The following is a 16,987-nucleotide window of genomic DNA, read 5'->3' on the forward strand; positions in this document are numbered from 1 at the left end:
GATGCAAAATATTCTTTTAAAAAATGGTACTGTTATTAATGAGGGCGTTGTGAGAACCCGGGATATTCTCATTAAAGGGGAATTCATTGATAAGATAGCGGATGATATCTCCGATAAGAATGCAAAGGTCATCGATTTGGCGGGGAAACATGTTTTACCGGGAGTCATTGACGATCAGGTGCATTTTAGGGAACCTGGCCTGACCCATAAAGGAAATATTGCTTCAGAAAGCAGAGCTGCCATTGCCGGTGGAATTACCACTTTTATGGAACAGCCCAATACTAATCCACAGACCACTACCATTGAGAAATTGGAAGAAAAGTTTAATATGGCATCAAGGTCCTCTTATGCCAACTACTCTTTCCTGTTTGGGGGTACAAATGATAATCTGGAGGAAATTAAAAGACTGGATAAAAATGCCTGTTCCGGGATTAAACTCTTTCTCGGGTCCTCAACGGGAAATATGTTGGTGGACGATGAAAAGGTGATCGAGTCTATATTCCGAAGTACGGATATGGTAATTTCCGCTCATTGTGAGGATGAAAAGACCATTCGGGAAAATATGGAAAAATACCGCTCCAGATATGGAGATGATATCCCCATTGCTAGCCATCCGTTGATCAGGAGTACCGAAGCTTGCTATATTTCCAGTTCCAAGGCTATAGCTTTGGCTAAAAAGGTGGGGGCAAGGTTGCATGTTTTTCATCTTTCCACGGGAAGGGAAACAGATTTGTTCAGAAATGACATTCCTTTGGAAGGAAAGAAAATTACGGCCGAGGTATGTATTCATCATCTTTGGTTTTCCGATGAGGACTATAAGAACAAGGGCACGCTGATCAAATGGAACCCTGCAGTTAAAACAGCAGGGGACCGGGAAAAGTTATGGGAAGCCCTATTGGATGATAGGATAGATGTGATTGCTACCGACCATGCTCCGCATTTGTTGGAAGAGAAGGATAATGCATATACCAAGGCACCTTCTGGCGGCCCTTTGGTCCAACACGCATTGCCGGCCATGTTGGAAGCTAGTTTGAACGGTAAGATCGGCTTGGAAAGAGTAGTTGAAAAAATGTGCCATAATCCCGCTAAATTGTTCCAAATAGATAAAAGAGGCTATATTCGGGAAGGGTATTTTGCCGACTTGGCCGTGGTAGATTTGAATGATACCTGGGAAGTTGCCCGGGAAAATATTGTCTATAAATGCGGATGGTCCCCTTTTGAAGGAAATACCTTTAGGGCAAGGGTTACGCATACATTCGTAAATGGGCATTTGGCCTATGGGAATAATAAGTTTTCGGAGGAAAGAAATGCAAAAAGACTCACTTTTAACAGAACATGAAAAAACAATTTATTTTTCTGATTACACTGTTTTTCCTTTTCGCTTGTAGGGAAAAGCTTGTTGAGGCCCCGGAAAACCTTATCCCGAAAGAGGAAATGATAAAAATCCTTAAGGACATGGCCATTCTTAATGCTGCAAAGACCACGGATATCGGAAGGTTGAAAAAATATGAAATCGACCCTACAAACTACGTTTTTGAAAAGTATGCCATAGATAGTGCACAATTTGTAGAAAGTGATCGGTACTACGCTTCCGTACCATTGGAATACGAGTCCATTTATAGTAAAGTCAAAGCTCTTTTAGAAGAAGAAAGAGCGCATATGGAAGAAAGGCAAAAAATAATCGATAGTATAAAGTATTCAAAAGCCCTCCAACTTAAAGATAAGGACAGTTTAAAGGTCTTGAGCAAGATCAAGAACGGTCCTCAATAAATTTTTTTGAGCAAAATTCAATTGAGGAATCCACGGGTTCAAACTCAAAATGGATCGCTTTCTTAATTTTTGAATGGTCATAGTATTTCCTGTTTTTTAGGGAATAGATAGAATTACCCGTTATTTTTCTGCCTTTATGTGTGAGCATATCACGGAGCCAGTCAAGGCATCTGCCCAATTGCAATTGCCATATCCTAAGCTCTTTGCGCGGCACTTTCTTGCCCAGGGCGAGCGCAATTTTACCCATGATATCCTTAAAGGAGCGGTTTTCCGCCACAAGAATGTATCGTTCGTTAACGATGGAAGTATCCATCAATGCCAACATACTTTTTATGACATCCTTGACCGTAACAAAACCGGTACCTCCCGGTGGGTAATAGGAATATCCCTTGCTTGTCGTTTTAAAGAGTTCCCCACTTCCGCTATTCCAAAATCCGGGTCCGAGAATAATCCCAGGGTTGATTACGATTACATCTAAATTTTCCTGGGAACCTCTCCACACCTCCATTTCCGCCAGATATTTGGAGGTAGCATAAACATTGGTATGTTGGGGTGTCCATTCCGTTTCTTCCGTGGTCTGCGTTTTGTCCGTACTTCTTCCGAGCGTACCAATAGTGCTTACATAGCAGAGTTTTTTAATATGGTGTTCCAAGGCAAGGTTTACAATATTGGTGGTGCCTTCAACATTTATTTTCCGGAGAGCGTTGAAATCCCTGGGGTCAAATGAAATCAGGGCCGCCGCATGGTACACATACTCAATATTCACAAATGCCGTTTCCAATGCCGGAACATCCAGTATATCCGCCTGTACCCATTCAATGGCATCAAACAGTTCAAGGACATTTTCCGTATAATACCCAAAAACTTTTTTTACCTCGTCCAATTTGGCCTTTGATCTATATATTGCCCTTGTTTCAATGCCGGACAATGCCAATTCCAATAAAAGATGGGAGCCTACCAATCCAGTGCCTCCAGTTACTAAAACCATGTTTCAAAGTTAGGGAATAGCAATGGATAAATTCGGGATGGCTCAGTTAGTGGGCGCACATAATTCCTTTTATATTTGCAATCAAAATGTAGAAAACACAAAAAAATGGCTTCAAATTTTGTTAAGGAACTGGAATGGAGGGGAATGTTGCACGATGCCATGCCCGGAACGGAAGACCATCTGATGGCGGCAATGCAATCCGCCTATGTGGGTATAGACCCCACGGCGGATTCCTTACATATAGGTCATTTGGTGGGAGTAATGATGTTACGGCATTTTCAACTTGCCGGCCATAAACCTTTTGCCCTTATTGGAGGTGCTACGGGTATGATCGGAGACCCTTCGGGAAAATCCGCGGAACGAAATCTTTTGGACGAAACTACCTTAAGGCATAATGAAGAAGCGTTAAAGGCACAATTGTCCCGGTTTTTAGATTTTGATAGTGATGCCGAAAATGCTGCGGTACTGGTCAATAATTACGATTGGATGAAAGACTTTTCGTTTTTGGATTTTATTCGCGATGTAGGTAAGCATATTACCGTCAATTATATGATGGCAAAGGACTCGGTCAAAAAACGCCTTTCGGCCGAAGCCAAGGAAGGAATGTCATTTACGGAGTTTACCTATCAATTGGTACAGGGATACGACTTTTTGCACCTGTTCAAAGCGCATAATTGTACCTTGCAAATGGGTGGCAGCGACCAGTGGGGAAATATTACCACGGGGACGGAACTCATCAGAAGAATAGGAGGAGGGAAGGGTTATGCACTTACCTGCCCCTTGATTACAAAGGCGGACGGTGCAAAGTTCGGTAAGACCGAAAGCGGCAATGTGTGGTTGGATGCAGAAAGAACATCGCCCTACAAATTCTACCAGTATTGGTTGAATACTTCGGACACCGATGCCGAGAAGTATATTAAAATTTTTACGTTCATTGCCAAAGATGAAATCGAGGCATTGACGAAGCAACATTCCGAAGCACCGCATTTAAGGTCGCTACAAAAACGGTTGGCGGAGGAAATTACTGTAATGGTCCATTCCCGGGAGGATCTGGACAATGCCGTAAAGGCAAGCACCATCCTTTTTGGTAAATCTACATCATCCGATTTAAAAGGGTTGAACGAAAAGACCTTTTTGGATATTTTTGAAGGGGTTCCGCAAGCGGAAATTGCAATGGCCGAATTGGAAAATGGTATGGATATGATCGCTGCGTTATCTGCTAAAACGGGTTTTCTTGCCTCGAACGGAGAGGCTCGGAGAGAGCTTAAACAGAATTCCATATCCGTGAACAAAGAAAAAGTAAAAGACAATTATTTGATTACCAAAGAGGATTTGATAAACAAAAAATATGTGCTGCTCCAAAGGGGTAAAAAGAACTATTTTGTTTTAGTGACAAAGGAATAAGCAACCTTTTTTTGGATTTGCATCTAACAGATAAAGTTAATCTTATGAAAAAGTCTGTTTTTACGCTTCTTACCATACTTTGCATATCATGTTCCAAAGAAGAATTAAAAGATACTACTTTGCAAGGCGAATGGGTTCTTGATAATGTAGTGTGTTTTTGTGGATTTGGCCCGGACTATGATTTTTCATCTACCACGATAACATTCAATACAAATGAGAACAAGATCAGTATTCGGAACAGTGGTGAATTTACTTTTCTAAGGGATACGGGAACATATAGTTATACGGGAGAGGGGAACAGGATTACGATGGATAATGAACGTTTTTATGTTTTTGATGTTGAGGACAATACGCTTACCCTGATATTTGTGGACGAACCCAATATTGCGGATGATGAGGTTACCTATTCCTTTATACGGCCATAAAATGTAATCGGGTTAAACAGATTTTATGTTTGACGTGATTTTTACGCAACTGTTTTAAACGTTTTACATCTTATTTCTATAATCAGTAGAAAATAATATGGTGCGAAATAGTATTTTAATCTTGTTATCTACGTTTTTTTTGTTTTCCTGTTCCACGGATGATGGTATGGAAAGTACGATCGTTGATTTGCAATTTTCCAGTCAAAAATGGCAATTGGTCCGAATGACCGGGAGTTTTGCCGGGTCTGTAAGTGAAGGGGAAAATATGGAGTGGCAAGAGTTTTACATTTTTGACCCTGACGGGACTTTTTTAAAATCCCGGGACCGGGATGGTATTACTACGGAAGCGACCGGAACTTTTGAGGCCGTGGAGTATGAAAATGACGACCACGACTATTTGGAACTTACTTATAAAACTTCGGAATTAATCGGTAATTGTTCCGGCAACAACAAAGAAATACTAATCTATCGCTCTTCCAGACGACTTTCCAATACATGGCAGGCATGTGATGGTCCGGGATTGGATTATACTTTGACAGAGGATTAGGAGATTTATCTCAAAAAGTATTAAAAAGGCTTCTCTTTGATATTGGAGACAGTTTCATATTTGTTTTTATATGTGGTGACAAAGGTATCTTTCACTCTGGTCGAATTCATAAAATAAGGTATCCAGATAACAGCACCTATTATTCCTCCAAACAAATCTTTTACAAGTGTAGAATCGTCAATGCCAAATTGATTTATTATAAAGCTTCCAATTAAAATCAAACCTAAATTTGTTCCATAAAAATAAACCATTAAAATTGGTGAATTTGTGCGTTTTTTGAAAAATAATATGATAAGAAGGATTGTAAATACTAAAAATGAAATGTTTGCGAAAAGTTCAAAGCCTATATAGATATTAAGCATTTCTGAGTTTTTATATCCTGCGGCCTGAAATCCATACCAGATATCTTTGTGAAAATAATCCGAACTGAATAATTGAAATATTAAGTTAAAAGGTGTAAGAACAAGTCCTATTGCCGGTAATATTAACCATCCTCCTATAGATTTAGGTTTATTAACATTTTCTGGTTTTGGATTATGCTTTTTATATAACTTAATTGCTAAAAAAATACTGGCAATGAATGTGGTTAATGTAATCAGAAGGGATATCCAACTTAAATTGAAACCATCGGAAGAGTTGTCATATGTAAATTGAAACCCTAGCTGTTGACGCACTTCATTGTTTTTAGATAAAAAGGTAGATACAGCGTTGCCATCAATTACTTCTTTCCTGGTTTTATATTTATAGTTTAAAGAAACAATATTTCCAGATTTTCTAATTTGTTTAGAATACTGGAAAGCATCATCTTCAATAGTTTTGGTTTCTTCTTTAATAAGCCAGGGTTCAGGAAGAGTTATTCTGGTTAATTGTTCAAAGCTATAAGGTGTGCCCACATAATAAGGCATTTCCCTTTTTGCAGATTTCGTATAATTTACCAAATTCTCTAGGATTAGAGGGTAAGTTTCAAAGTAAATACCGTCTGTATTTTGAATTGGAGACCAAAGTGGTTCGATTAAATAGGATTCATGGGTAGTGAAAATATTCTCCCATGGCCTAGCGTTATCTTCAAAGGAAATTATGTCCATGGACATAATGGTTGGGTATAGGCTACTATAAAAATTTAAATATTCCTTATTTATGCTCTTCTCTGTGTTATTTTTAAAATAGGATCTCATAAAATCAGCCCTACTTCCAAAATATTCCGTTTTTACACTAAATGTAGCATTACCCCCAATGGAATCTACAACAATGTCTTCAACAATCCTTAAGGATGGCCTTTTTGGTTTAGGTATAGTTATAAGATTTTTGCTTTTACTGTTTAAAACAAGGCCAAAATTATAATCAGGAGTTGATAAGTGATATAAATCTCCACCTTGATTGGAAATGGTAGGATCTATAAAATAACCTTTTCCTTCATGTTTGAAATAAACAATACAATGATTAAATATGTTATGGCCAGGTAATAATTCGTTTAAATTTTTGTTGACTTGTGTATTTACTAGTATAGGATAAGCCTCTATATCTTCGTTTTGTAATAGGCTTGAAAGAAGCAGAGATTTGTCTTTGCAATCCCCATACCTTCTAGATAAAACAATATCTGGTTTGTTCGGCTTATATGCTCCAATTCCTGCTTCAAAGCCAAGATAACGTATTTCATCTTGTACAAAACGGATAAGTTTTATGATTATATCCTGTTTAGAATCCAATTCTTTATTTATGCTTATAGGTAAATCGATTTTATTTTTAGAGAACGAATAAAGAGGTTCTATTAAGTTGACGACTTCTTTCCAATCGTCAAAGGTGGATACTGATATGCGCTTTTGGGTGTCGTACCAATGAGGTACATTTACATCATAAACCACATTTTCTAAACCACTGGTATTCCATATATATTCTTTGCCCAACTCGGAATTTATAATTTCTGGCTCTTTAGCATTATAAAACAATTTATAATTGATGTCGTTTTTTCTATTTGTCACTAAGCGGGAGTAAATTCTATGGACAGGTAATGAATATTGTTGATAAAGAATACCAGAGTAATTGCCCTTATTCACGGGATTAAAACCTTTTATTGTATAGGAATATTCAATTATGTCTCCTTCTCGGACGTCCGTCAAATTAAGTACAGAGGTTAAAGATCCATCGTATAAAGAGCGTTCTAGATTTGTTTCTCTTTGAAAAGTATTTATTCTCGTATTAGATAGTTTGTTAATGGTTTCACCTTTTCTTATAATCTTGGCTGAATGAAATCTTAAGGTTTGGAACGCAGGATCAAACGAGACACTAATATCCGACATTTCACTTATCCCTTGACTATTTAGAACCTTTACTATATAATGGGCATATTGTTCTTCATTGATTAAATTATCTTGAAAATCAATGAGCAAATATGTATATGCTCCATCTTCCTTATTTGAAGTGCTATTGATATTCGCAGGAACCTTATTATTAACAACCCAATCAGGAATGGTTGTTTTCTTCGTCTCTTGAGCATTTAGTGTATAAAAAAATAAAGTGATAATGAATATTGTGGTAATGCGCATGGTTTTTTGGTTGTGTAGTATTTCAGTAGAAAAATACTTAAAAAATAGTAACGTAATCCATTGGCATATAGTATAAATTACTAATTTCTACAGCACCATTAAATTACACCCCCTAATATCGGAATGGTCAAAGCGACCTAAGATTTCAAAACTTCCGTTAGAATAAGTCTTGCCCAGATCTTGGGTGGCAATAAAAGCACAGGAGTTAATATTGGCCAAATCGATAACGTTGATTCCGCCTGACCTGCCATTCTGATGATTGGTAAAGGGGTCTTCCGTGTCCCGGACCATTATTTTCATCCAGGGAGGGCATATAAAGATGCCTTCCCCTTTGGAATATGCCTGGGACAACAACTCGGTCATACCGTATTCGGAATGTATTTTGTTCACTCCAAACCCCTTTTTGAGTACCTTATGAAGCTCTTTGCGAATCATTTCCTTTCGGCGCCCTTTCATGCCGCCCGTTTCCATGACAATGGTATTCTTAAGGCGTAATTGGTGGGTTTCCACAAAATCCAACAGGGCAAAGGAAACCCCGATCAAAAGGGTTTTTGTATTGGATCGTTGCAGTTCCAATAAGTGTTTCTTTAAGGTTTCTAGTTCGTTTAGAAAAAAACCGCTTTTGGGATGATTTGATTTTTTAATGAAATCATTCACCATATATACCAGGGAAGATCCGTTACGCTCCAAATAAGAAGGTAATAGGGCAAGGACGCAATAATCCTTTATCGGTCCATAAAATTGCTCGAAAGCTTTTAGATAGCTAAGCTCATATAGCTTTAAATCTGTCACAAAATGGCGACTGGCAGCATTACCCGTTGTTCCACTGCTGGTAAAAGTAATTTCCGGTGTTTGTTCCGGAGATAGTATTTTCCTGGATTTAAAAAATTGAATGGGCAGGAACGGAATGTTCCAAAGCTCTTGAACATTTTCCGGACGAACGGCCAGATGATTACAATATTCCCGATAAACGGTATTATGAATATATTGATATTGAAAAACCTGGAGTGCTTTGGAATGAAAATCCGCCTCCGTTCTAATTTCAAAAATTTCTTGGTAATTCATACAGGTCCCCGATCGGAACAAAGGTACTGAACAGGGAGGAATGGATAAATATGTAAAATGTTGAAGGCTACTTTACGACCAGTTTCCGATTAATGGTTTTTTTATCTTCGGTAACCTGGACCATATAAACACCGGGAGATAGTTTTGAAATGTTCAGTGTCTTGTTCAAAATCCTATCGGTCAGGACCAATTCTCCAAAAACATCATAAACCTTAATTTTTTTGGCATCGTTTTTTTTGGTAGTTACATATACTACATCCGCTATTACAGGATTGGGGTACAATTTAAAACCTGCAATCTCGTCTGCCCTAAGGTTTCGGAAATCTATGGAATCCTGGCCATGGGCCATAAATGAAATTCCCAGAAGAAGGATAAAGTAGATTTTTTTCATTTGGTATTGATTTGGGATCAACACCCTAAAGATAAGTATGCCTTAAAGGAAGGCCTTAAAAATGTTGTGAACTCCAATAATATGTAGGTCAATGAGATACGGTCGGCAATTCATCGATTTTTTTGACCGATGGTCGATGGTGAATTTTTTGCGGAAGGTTGTAAAATGAACTCATTATGATTTTTTGTATTTGACCGAAAATGAGTTGAAATTTATCCAGATGAGGCACTTTTTGAAATATATAGCAACGAAATATGGATGAATCTAAGCCATTTTTAGGGAATAGAAAAAGTCATGACAAGTTCAACAAAAGAAGGAGTTACTTGATAATCAGCTTTCGGGTGGCCATTTTGTTTTTTTCAAGCACTCGTAAAACATAAACACCCGCATCCATATCGGTAAGGTTTAGTTCTTTGCCCAAAATAGTGGTTTTAAGCACCAGTGTGCCCAAAACATCATAGATCATAATTTTCTTGGGGCTATTCGATTTGGTAGAAATATAAACTTTTCCCTGGGTCACAGGATTCGGGTACATACGAAAATCGTCGATATCCCCTTTGTTCTGGGAGCTTTGCCCATAACTGAAAGAGAAAAAAAGAAAACAGACGACTAGGTAAAAATGCTTCATGTAAAGCTGGTTGTTAATGGTATAACACAAATATAAAAATTATAACTACTGAAAGTCAATAGTATAGGAAACTTTCTTTTAGTTTTTCGATGAAATGTAAAAAAAAGGCCGCCCCGATATCAGGGGCGGCCTTTACGATCGTTGGGGTATATTTTATTAGTTGATACCTACTGTCCAACCGTTAGCCCAATCAGGCTCATCTGCACCGGCACCGGCACCGGTATTGTCACCTACTGTGATAAAAGTAATATTGGCACCTGTGTAGTCTGTTTGTTCAAATCCTACAGCAGTAGCATCAAATTGCATTGGGTTGATGGATAGGGCATCAGCTTCAATTCTAACGCCGGCCTCAACATCTGTATCTTTCACTTTAACACCTAAATCTACACCACTTGTGTAAAAGTTGGTTATGGTGAAGTTTCCACCACCTTCTTTAAAGAATAAAGCGCCTTCGGTCACAGGGCCTACAACAGTTATATTGCTTAAAGTAGTTGTTGTAACTGGTGTAGCATCTCCATCATCTCCATTATTGGAACCTTCGATACCTGCTTTGGCACCACCCGCAATATACCAATTGTTACCATTTCCTTGCCATCCGTCTGCAAAATCAATAGAATCGTCACCACTTCCTATAGAGACTAGATTATTCCCGTTAACTGTACCTCCAAAGAATTCAATGCCATCATCACCGCCATTAAACGATTGTACAAATTCAAAAGTAGTATCAGAACCAACTCCGAAAAGGGAAACCCCATTAAATTCTTTGTCATTTGAGAAAGTCGCCCCCGTGTACTCTACCCTTAAATACGTGATAGAGCCAGAGTTGTCGTTGAGAGTAGTTCCACCATAGGTTAAATCGCCTACTTCAGTTGTTACATTTACACCTTTGTTGGTGGGTGCATCACCCGCTATTACAAGACCTCCCCAATCACCCGGAGCAGGAGTATCACTAGATGAAGTCATAACGACCGGGTTGGAAGCGGTACCATTTATGAAAATTTGAGCACCTCTTTCAACACCGACAAAAGCAGCGGTCCCACCAGCAGCTTTTATAGTAGTTCCAGCGGGAATAGTTAAAGAACCACCTTCCTTAACAACAAAACCGCTTGTTAAAATATACTCGACGTTCGAGTCTAGGACTACTTCACCTGTTACTTCACCTGCCAAGTTTTGTTGTGTAGATGCACTATTTGTCAATCCGGTAGTCCATCCAGCGGCCCAATCAGGAGAGGCGGCCCCATTTCCAGCACCAGAAGCAACACCTTCTGTAAAGAAGTCATCATTTGTTCCAGTATAGTTTGTTGCTTCGAATCCATTGGGAGTATCAGCAAATTGGATGTTCACAATGGTCAAATCATCGTTGTCTATTCTGGTATTTGCTTCGGTATCGGTGCCTTTTACATTTACACCTAAATCCGCTCCGCTTACATAGAAGTTATCTACGGTAAAATTACCACCCCCTTCTTTAAAGAAAAGAGCACCTTCGGTAACTGGCCCAACTACGGTAATATTGCTAAGCGTAGTTGTGGTAACAGGTGTTGCATTACCGTCATCACCATTATTAGAACCTTCAATACCCGCTTTAGCACCGCCGGCAATATACCAGTTGTTTCCATTACCGGTCCAACCGTCGGCAAAATCGATCGAATCATCTCCACTTCCAATGGAAACTAGATTGCTTCCATTAACTGCACCACCGAAGAATTCAATACCGTCATCTCCACCGTTAAAAGATTGTACGAACTCAAAAGTGGTACCCGAACCTACTCCAAATAACGAAACACCGTTAAATTCCTTATCATTAGAGAAAGTGGCTCCAGTGTATTCGACCCTTAAATATCTGATAGAACCAGAGTCATCTCCAATAGTACTTCCACCATATGTTAAATCACCGACTTCGGTAGTAACATCTACACCTTTGTTGGTAGGTGCGTCACCTGCTATTACAAGACCTCCCCAGTCACCTGCGGCAGGAGTTGCTGCGCCAGAAGTCATAACCACCGGGTTAGAAGCATTACCATTTATATATATTTGAGCGCCTCTTTCAACACCAATAAATGCTGCTGTACCACCGGCAGCTTTAATTGTAGTGCCCGCCGGGATTGTAAGGGAAAATCCTGATTTGACTATATATGCTCCTGATAACGTATATTCTATAGTTGCATCAAGTATGGTATTTTCACTAACATCTCCTGACAAATCTACGCTCATGGTCGTACATGGAGTACAGGAACCACCACAATCTACACCGGTTTCGTCACCGTTTTGTATACCATCTGTACACGTGGGGTCATTAGTTGGTATTTCATCATCGTCACTGCAGGATACGACAAAAGCCATAGTAGCGAGCCCTAACATTAAAGAGAAAACTGTTTTTTTCATTTTTTTAGTTTTAATGAGGTTTAAATAGTTGACTTATAAATAAAATTCAGTTAAAAACGATATGTTAATGACAGGGATAAATTAATCCCTTTTTTGTACGATAGAACGGTTACGGGACCATCTTCTAAAAACCCGGGAACAGCAGGGTTCTCGGTATCTAATTTACCTTCGGCGTTTTCATTTACCCTTTCTATAAGAGGGTTGAGCAGGTTCCTAAGATTTAGGCCTATGCCTAGGTGTTTGCCCAATTGAGCTTTGGATATTAAATCGAGAGTTGCATAACCCTTGTCTACTAAATGCCCTCTACCCGTACTTCCCAAAGCAAATAATCTTTCAGAAAAATAGTTAATGGCAAGTGTAGATCTGAGATTCTTGTTTTCGGAAAATTCGGTGAAATAGCTGACATCACCATTCAAAATAATATCAGAGGCACCTTGCAAAGGGGCTTCTGTGTTGGTGAAAGCTGCGGATAAATTGGTTTCCTCCGATACTTTTTGAGAATCCAATTCTTGGTTAGTATTTAAATAAGAAATATTACCACCAATAGATAGTGATTCCTTTAAAACGGAGTTTTCAGTTTCTTTTTCCTTATTAAGAACATTAAGCCTAACTTCTAATTCCGCACCAAAGGCCGTAGCGTTATCACCTGTGTTCGCATAGCTTAAGTCGTTGGCTGCAGAAACAACCAAGAACGTGTTGATCGGATTTTCTATTAGTTTTCCAAAAACACCTAAAGAAATAATTTCGCTGGAAGTTGGAAACAATTCCCATCGTAGGTCAAAATTATAATTTATAGAATTTTTTAATTCGGGATTTCCAAAGGAGTCTTGGTTAATTTCTTCTTGAAACAAGAAAGGCGCTCTTTCCTTAAACTGAGGTAACGTGTAAGTTCTACTTGCGGCAAACCTTAAATTTTGTTTGTCGTTTAGAGCATATTTAAATGACAAGGATGGTAAGAACTCAAAAATATCCAGCTCATTACTGTCCTCACCCTGTATAACGGTATTCCAATTTATAGATTGTGTAATCTGCTCTCCCCGTGCTCCGGCAAAAACGGTGAATTTAGGAGAAAACTTATACTCAAAAGTAAGGTAAGCGGCATTGATTTGTTGCTCTCCACCATAAGTTTGGGGTTCAAGTGCGCCTCCAAAGGATGCAGGGCCTCTAAATGTTCTTATCTGGTATAATCCAGAGCTTAACGGGTTTTCTTCAAAGTAGGCATCTATATTCCTGGGGTCTACTTCTGGTTGGTTGTTAATATCTAAAAACTGAAAGTTGAACTGTGTAGCATCAAAATCTACGTTTTTAAATCTACCGTTGTACCCCAATGTTAATTTACCGTCAAAGTCTTCCTCATTTTTTTTAAATTTATATGTGGCAGAAAGGTTTGCCGCAATCTCTTCTTCATCCAATTCTTGGAAAAAACGATGATTTTCAGAAGCTGCAGAAACCAATGCAAATGATTTTGGTCCATCGGGCCGGTTGTTTCGGACAGGGAGCAGGGTATTCTGTCTTCTATCCGGCACAACGTTTTTTACATAATTGTAAGCCCCCCCCCAGTTGACTTCGAAATTGTCTCCAATATCGTGCTTGCCCAATAGTTGGTGTATATATAAGGTCGTTCTGTCAAAAGTCGCTCGTTGGATAAAACCACCACCTTCGGGAGCATCATCTTCCCTGTCTATTATACCGCTGAATTCTTCTTGTTTTTGTTGTGAATTATTAAGAAGAAGGAAGTTATATTTTAAAGCGGTTCCCGTTCCTAACCTTAAGCCCACATTTGTCATTAATGTTGTAGAGGTATTGTAACTGTACCTTTCGTAATCAAAGTCTGAATTTGGTAAACCATTCCCCACATTTGGCGCACCCCGGTTCACACCTTCCCTATAACCGTTATTGTTGCTAAAAGAACCTACGGCAAAAAAATTAAGTCTAGTATTCCCCCCTAAATTAAACGCATCTCCGCCTTTTAAAGAGAAACTTGAATTTATTGGAGTGCTCGAAGTTTCCCTGTCCCAACTGGTAGAAAATGTGTCGGAAAAAGGATTGTTCGGGATATCACTATTATAGAATCCGGAAAAATCCGGGCCATCGTTTAGATAAAACTGATCTACGCCGACCGCTTCTGTATTAGCTCCGGTTTGAGCACTGAGCTCAAAAAACCCCGAACCATTATAATCTCTTGAATTGATGTTGATATTCGCACCGCCAAAATCACCATAATTGGCTGCATTAAAAGTTTTATCGATTCCTATGGATTGGATTATGCTTGTTCCAAATATTCCTAAATCAATATTTTTTTTCGAGGTATTATTAGAGGGTAAAGGAAGTCCGTTTAAAGTCGTAATGTTGAACCTATCTCCCAATCCTCTAACGTAAACATTTCCTGAGCCTTCATCTTTGGAAATTCCGGTTACTTTACTTACCGCCGTTGCTGCATCACTAGCTCCTTTTCTTGCAAGTTCTTGAGCCCCAATGGAAGTCTCTAAGGTTACCGCTTTCTTCTGGTCCAATAATAATGCAACTTCAGAGTCTTTTCTGGCCACTGTAGTCACTACTACTTCATCTAAAGAAACCCCTTGAGATGCACTTAATGGCACGTTAATAGTAGATACTTTGCCGACCTCTACGTTGATATTTGGTATTTCTACCGTTTCATAACCCAGATAACTATAAACGACCGTATAGGTTCCGGGATCCAAGTTGGCTATTTCATAAAGCCCGTCAAAATCCGAGGTAGTTCCTTTCGTTGTTCCTTTAATTAGGATATTCGCAAATGCCAAGGGCTCGTTGTTATATTCCTTATCGGTAAGTTTTCCAGCTATGCTCCCCGTCTCCTGTGCGCCCGCTACCACAGTAAAACACGCACTAAAAAACACAAAAAATCTTTTCATTATATATACGTTCTAATCAGCGGCAAAGAAAATCGGCAGTTGTAAAAGTGCAGTTATGTACATGTTAAAGATTTATTTTATTAATGTTAGTTAAAGGTTACTATATTAAATCAACGTTAAGCGATCAAATGATACCGGTATTATCTTTATTTTTGGTATAACTAATCGATAGCTACAGATGAAAAAAAAGGATATTCGAATACTTCTGGTAGATGATGAACCGGATATTCTGGAGATAGTGAGTTATAACCTTTCCTCGGAAGGGTATGATGTATATACCGCTTCCAATGGTGCCGAAGGTGTCGCCAAGGCGAAAAAGAAACAGCCCCACTTGATTATCCTGGACGTAATGATGCCCGAAATGGACGGGATCGAAGCTTGCGAGATCATGAGGAAAACCCCCGGGCTGGAGAATACCGTGATTACATTTTTAACCGCAAGGGGCGAGGACTATTCCCAGGTTGCGGGTTTTGATGCCGGAGCGGATGATTATATTACCAAACCCATCAAACCCAAAGTGTTGATCAGTAAGGTACATGCCCTTTTAAGAAGGATTAAAAAAGAAGATGTCCCACAGGAAGAAATCACAAAGGTCGGGGATATCGTTATTGATCGTGAGGAATATAAGATCATAAAAAAGGGGAAAGAGATAATTCTTCCCAGAAAGGAATTTGAACTCTTGGCCCTTCTTACGTCCAAGCCCAGCAAGGTCTTTAAGAGAGAGGTAATTTTGGATAAAGTATGGGGCAATGAAGTGGTCGTTGGTGGCCGTACCATAGATGTCCACATTAGAAAACTTAGGGAAAAGATTGGGGAAGATTATTTTAAAACGGTCAAGGGAGTAGGATATAAGTTTGTGCTCTAATGGCGATTCGCGCTAAAAGATCATATCGTTTTGCATTTCGTTCGGCCGTTTATTTAACCTTGTGTTTAACCTTTATATTAGGTCTAACACTCTGGGTCTTTGATTTTTTAAGATGGGACCTTTTGGTTCCTGTAGCCTTTTTAACCTTCCTTACTACATTTATCGTTCTTCAGATAAGGATAGAAAAATTCGTTTATCGACGAATTAAGAAAATATATGATGATGTAGCACTCTTGGAATCATCCTCCTTTGCAACACAACCCATTACTACGGATATGCGTACGCTCACTGCCGAAATCGAAAAATTTGCACAGGACAAAAAAATAGAAATCGATACCCTAAAAATCAGGGAAGAATATAGAAAGGATTTTCTGGGAAATGTATCACATGAATTAAAAACACCTCTTTTTACGGTCCAAGGATATCTGGAAACGTTATTGGGCGGGGCCATCAATGATAAAAAGGTTCGGGGAAAATACCTGGAAAGAGCCAATAAGGCGGTAGATCGGCTCATTTATATCGTTAAGGACTTGGATTTGATCACAAAATTGGAAGTAGGGGATTTAAATTTAAAGAAGGGCGATTTTAATATTATCGAACTCATTCAAAGTGTGTTCGATCTTTTAGAAATGAAGGCCGCCAATAAAAACATCGTCCTTACTTTTGATATAGATTATAATGACTCCATATTGGTCTTTGCCGATATGGAAAAAATACAACAGGTGCTGACCAATCTATTAGTGAATTCCATTAAATATGGCAATGACAACGGTACTACGGAGGTTAGTGTGGAGAATCTTGTAAAAAATAAGGTGATTATCCGTGTTACGGACAATGGAGAGGGTATTCCGGAACAGCATATTCCAAGATTGTTCGAGCGTTTCTATAGGGTGGATCAAAGCGGTAGCCGTAGAGAGGGCGGTTCGGGTCTGGGACTCGCCATTGTAAAACATGTTATTGAGGCCCACGGAGAAAAAATATATGTGGAAAGTTCTCCGGACGTTGGTTCCGAGTTCTCGTTTACCTTGGAAAAGAGCAAAGACCAAATGAGGGCGGACACTTAAACCTCCCATTGTTTATTTTTC

Annotated in this window: 14 protein-coding genes; 7 read left to right on the plus strand and 7 right to left on the minus strand. The window is 39.0% G+C overall.

The genetic code is table 11. The annotated features are described in order from the left end of the window. The first annotated feature begins 1 nt into the window (after nucleotide 1). Both ACKWB9_RS01100 and ACKWB9_RS01105 read left to right on the plus strand, forming a co-directional pair. The gene (locus ACKWB9_RS01100; RefSeq protein WP_414001129.1) at nucleotides 2-1,339 is read left to right on the plus strand and encodes a dihydroorotase; all 1,338 of its coding nucleotides are present in this window, start codon (nucleotides 2-4) and stop codon (nucleotides 1,337-1,339) included. Continuing rightward, on the plus strand, nucleotides 1,336-1,770 hold the full coding sequence (locus ACKWB9_RS01105; protein ID WP_414001130.1) for a DUF4296 domain-containing protein: 435 nt from the start codon (nucleotides 1,336-1,338) through the stop codon (nucleotides 1,768-1,770). Before ACKWB9_RS01100 ends, ACKWB9_RS01105 begins: the two co-directional genes overlap by 4 nt. On the opposite strand, the gene ACKWB9_RS01110 is transcribed toward ACKWB9_RS01105, so the two are convergent. Next, entirely contained in the window at nucleotides 1,751-2,758 is a 1,008-nt protein-coding gene (locus tag ACKWB9_RS01110; RefSeq protein WP_414001131.1) for an NAD-dependent epimerase/dehydratase family protein, read from the minus strand. The genes ACKWB9_RS01105 and ACKWB9_RS01110 overlap by 20 nt on opposite strands. A gap of 105 nt (nucleotides 2,759-2,863) precedes the next feature. Between ACKWB9_RS01110 and tyrS the strand changes: the two genes are divergently transcribed. The 3 genes from tyrS (at nucleotide 2,864) to ACKWB9_RS01125 (ending at nucleotide 5,134) form a co-directional block, all read left to right on the plus strand. After that, complete coding sequence (gene tyrS / locus ACKWB9_RS01115; RefSeq protein WP_414001132.1) at nucleotides 2,864-4,162, plus strand: tyrosine--tRNA ligase; 1,299 nt, start codon at nucleotides 2,864-2,866, stop codon at nucleotides 4,160-4,162. 44 nt (nucleotides 4,163-4,206) lie between these two features. After that, the gene (locus ACKWB9_RS01120) at nucleotides 4,207-4,587 is read left to right on the plus strand and encodes a lipocalin family protein (RefSeq protein ID WP_414001133.1); all 381 of its coding nucleotides are present in this window, start codon (nucleotides 4,207-4,209) and stop codon (nucleotides 4,585-4,587) included. Nucleotides 4,588-4,708: 121 nt separating this feature from the next. Next, the gene (locus ACKWB9_RS01125; RefSeq protein WP_414001134.1) at nucleotides 4,709-5,134 is read left to right on the plus strand and encodes a hypothetical protein; all 426 of its coding nucleotides are present in this window, start codon (nucleotides 4,709-4,711) and stop codon (nucleotides 5,132-5,134) included. Between the two features lie 20 nt (nucleotides 5,135-5,154). Here ACKWB9_RS01125 and ACKWB9_RS01130 read toward each other — a convergent pair whose 3' ends face one another. The 6 genes from ACKWB9_RS01130 to ACKWB9_RS01155 all read right to left on the minus strand — a co-directional run bounded on the left by ACKWB9_RS01130 (nucleotide 5,155) and on the right by ACKWB9_RS01155 (nucleotide 15,037). Then, on the minus strand, nucleotides 5,155-7,677 hold the full coding sequence (locus tag ACKWB9_RS01130; protein ID WP_414001135.1) for a DUF2569 family protein: 2,523 nt from the start codon (nucleotides 7,675-7,677) through the stop codon (nucleotides 5,155-5,157). A gap of 87 nt (nucleotides 7,678-7,764) precedes the next feature. After that, the gene (locus ACKWB9_RS01135; protein ID WP_414001136.1) at nucleotides 7,765-8,742 is read right to left on the minus strand and encodes a LuxE/PaaK family acyltransferase; all 978 of its coding nucleotides are present in this window, start codon (nucleotides 8,740-8,742) and stop codon (nucleotides 7,765-7,767) included. Nucleotides 8,743-8,809: 67 nt separating this feature from the next. Further along, nucleotides 8,810-9,133, minus strand: a complete 324-nt coding sequence (locus ACKWB9_RS01140) for a T9SS type A sorting domain-containing protein (protein ID WP_414001137.1) — start codon at nucleotides 9,131-9,133, stop codon at nucleotides 8,810-8,812. Between the two features lie 319 nt (nucleotides 9,134-9,452). Beyond that, complete coding sequence (locus ACKWB9_RS01145) at nucleotides 9,453-9,761, minus strand: T9SS type A sorting domain-containing protein (protein WP_414001138.1); 309 nt, start codon at nucleotides 9,759-9,761, stop codon at nucleotides 9,453-9,455. A gap of 156 nt (nucleotides 9,762-9,917) precedes the next feature. Further along, on the minus strand, nucleotides 9,918-12,143 hold the full coding sequence (locus tag ACKWB9_RS01150; RefSeq protein WP_414001139.1) for a beta strand repeat-containing protein: 2,226 nt from the start codon (nucleotides 12,141-12,143) through the stop codon (nucleotides 9,918-9,920). 50 nt (nucleotides 12,144-12,193) lie between these two features. Then, nucleotides 12,194-15,037, minus strand: a complete 2,844-nt coding sequence (locus tag ACKWB9_RS01155) for a TonB-dependent receptor (protein WP_414001140.1) — start codon at nucleotides 15,035-15,037, stop codon at nucleotides 12,194-12,196. A gap of 178 nt (nucleotides 15,038-15,215) precedes the next feature. Here ACKWB9_RS01155 and ACKWB9_RS01160 point away from each other — a divergent pair, with 178 nt between their 5' ends. After that, the gene (locus ACKWB9_RS01160; protein ID WP_414001141.1) at nucleotides 15,216-15,902 is read left to right on the plus strand and encodes a response regulator transcription factor; all 687 of its coding nucleotides are present in this window, start codon (nucleotides 15,216-15,218) and stop codon (nucleotides 15,900-15,902) included. Continuing rightward, nucleotides 15,902-16,966 carry a sensor histidine kinase gene (locus ACKWB9_RS01165; RefSeq protein ID WP_414001142.1) on the plus strand — a complete coding sequence of 355 codons (1,065 nt, stop codon included), beginning with the start codon at nucleotides 15,902-15,904 and terminating at the stop codon, nucleotides 16,964-16,966. Before ACKWB9_RS01160 ends, ACKWB9_RS01165 begins: the two co-directional genes overlap by 1 nt. The last annotated feature ends 21 nt before the right edge of the window (nucleotides 16,967-16,987 follow it).

Source organism: Maribacter spongiae (assembly GCF_047345125.1).
In the GTDB taxonomy this organism is placed as follows: Bacteria; Bacteroidota; Bacteroidia; order Flavobacteriales; family Flavobacteriaceae; genus Maribacter.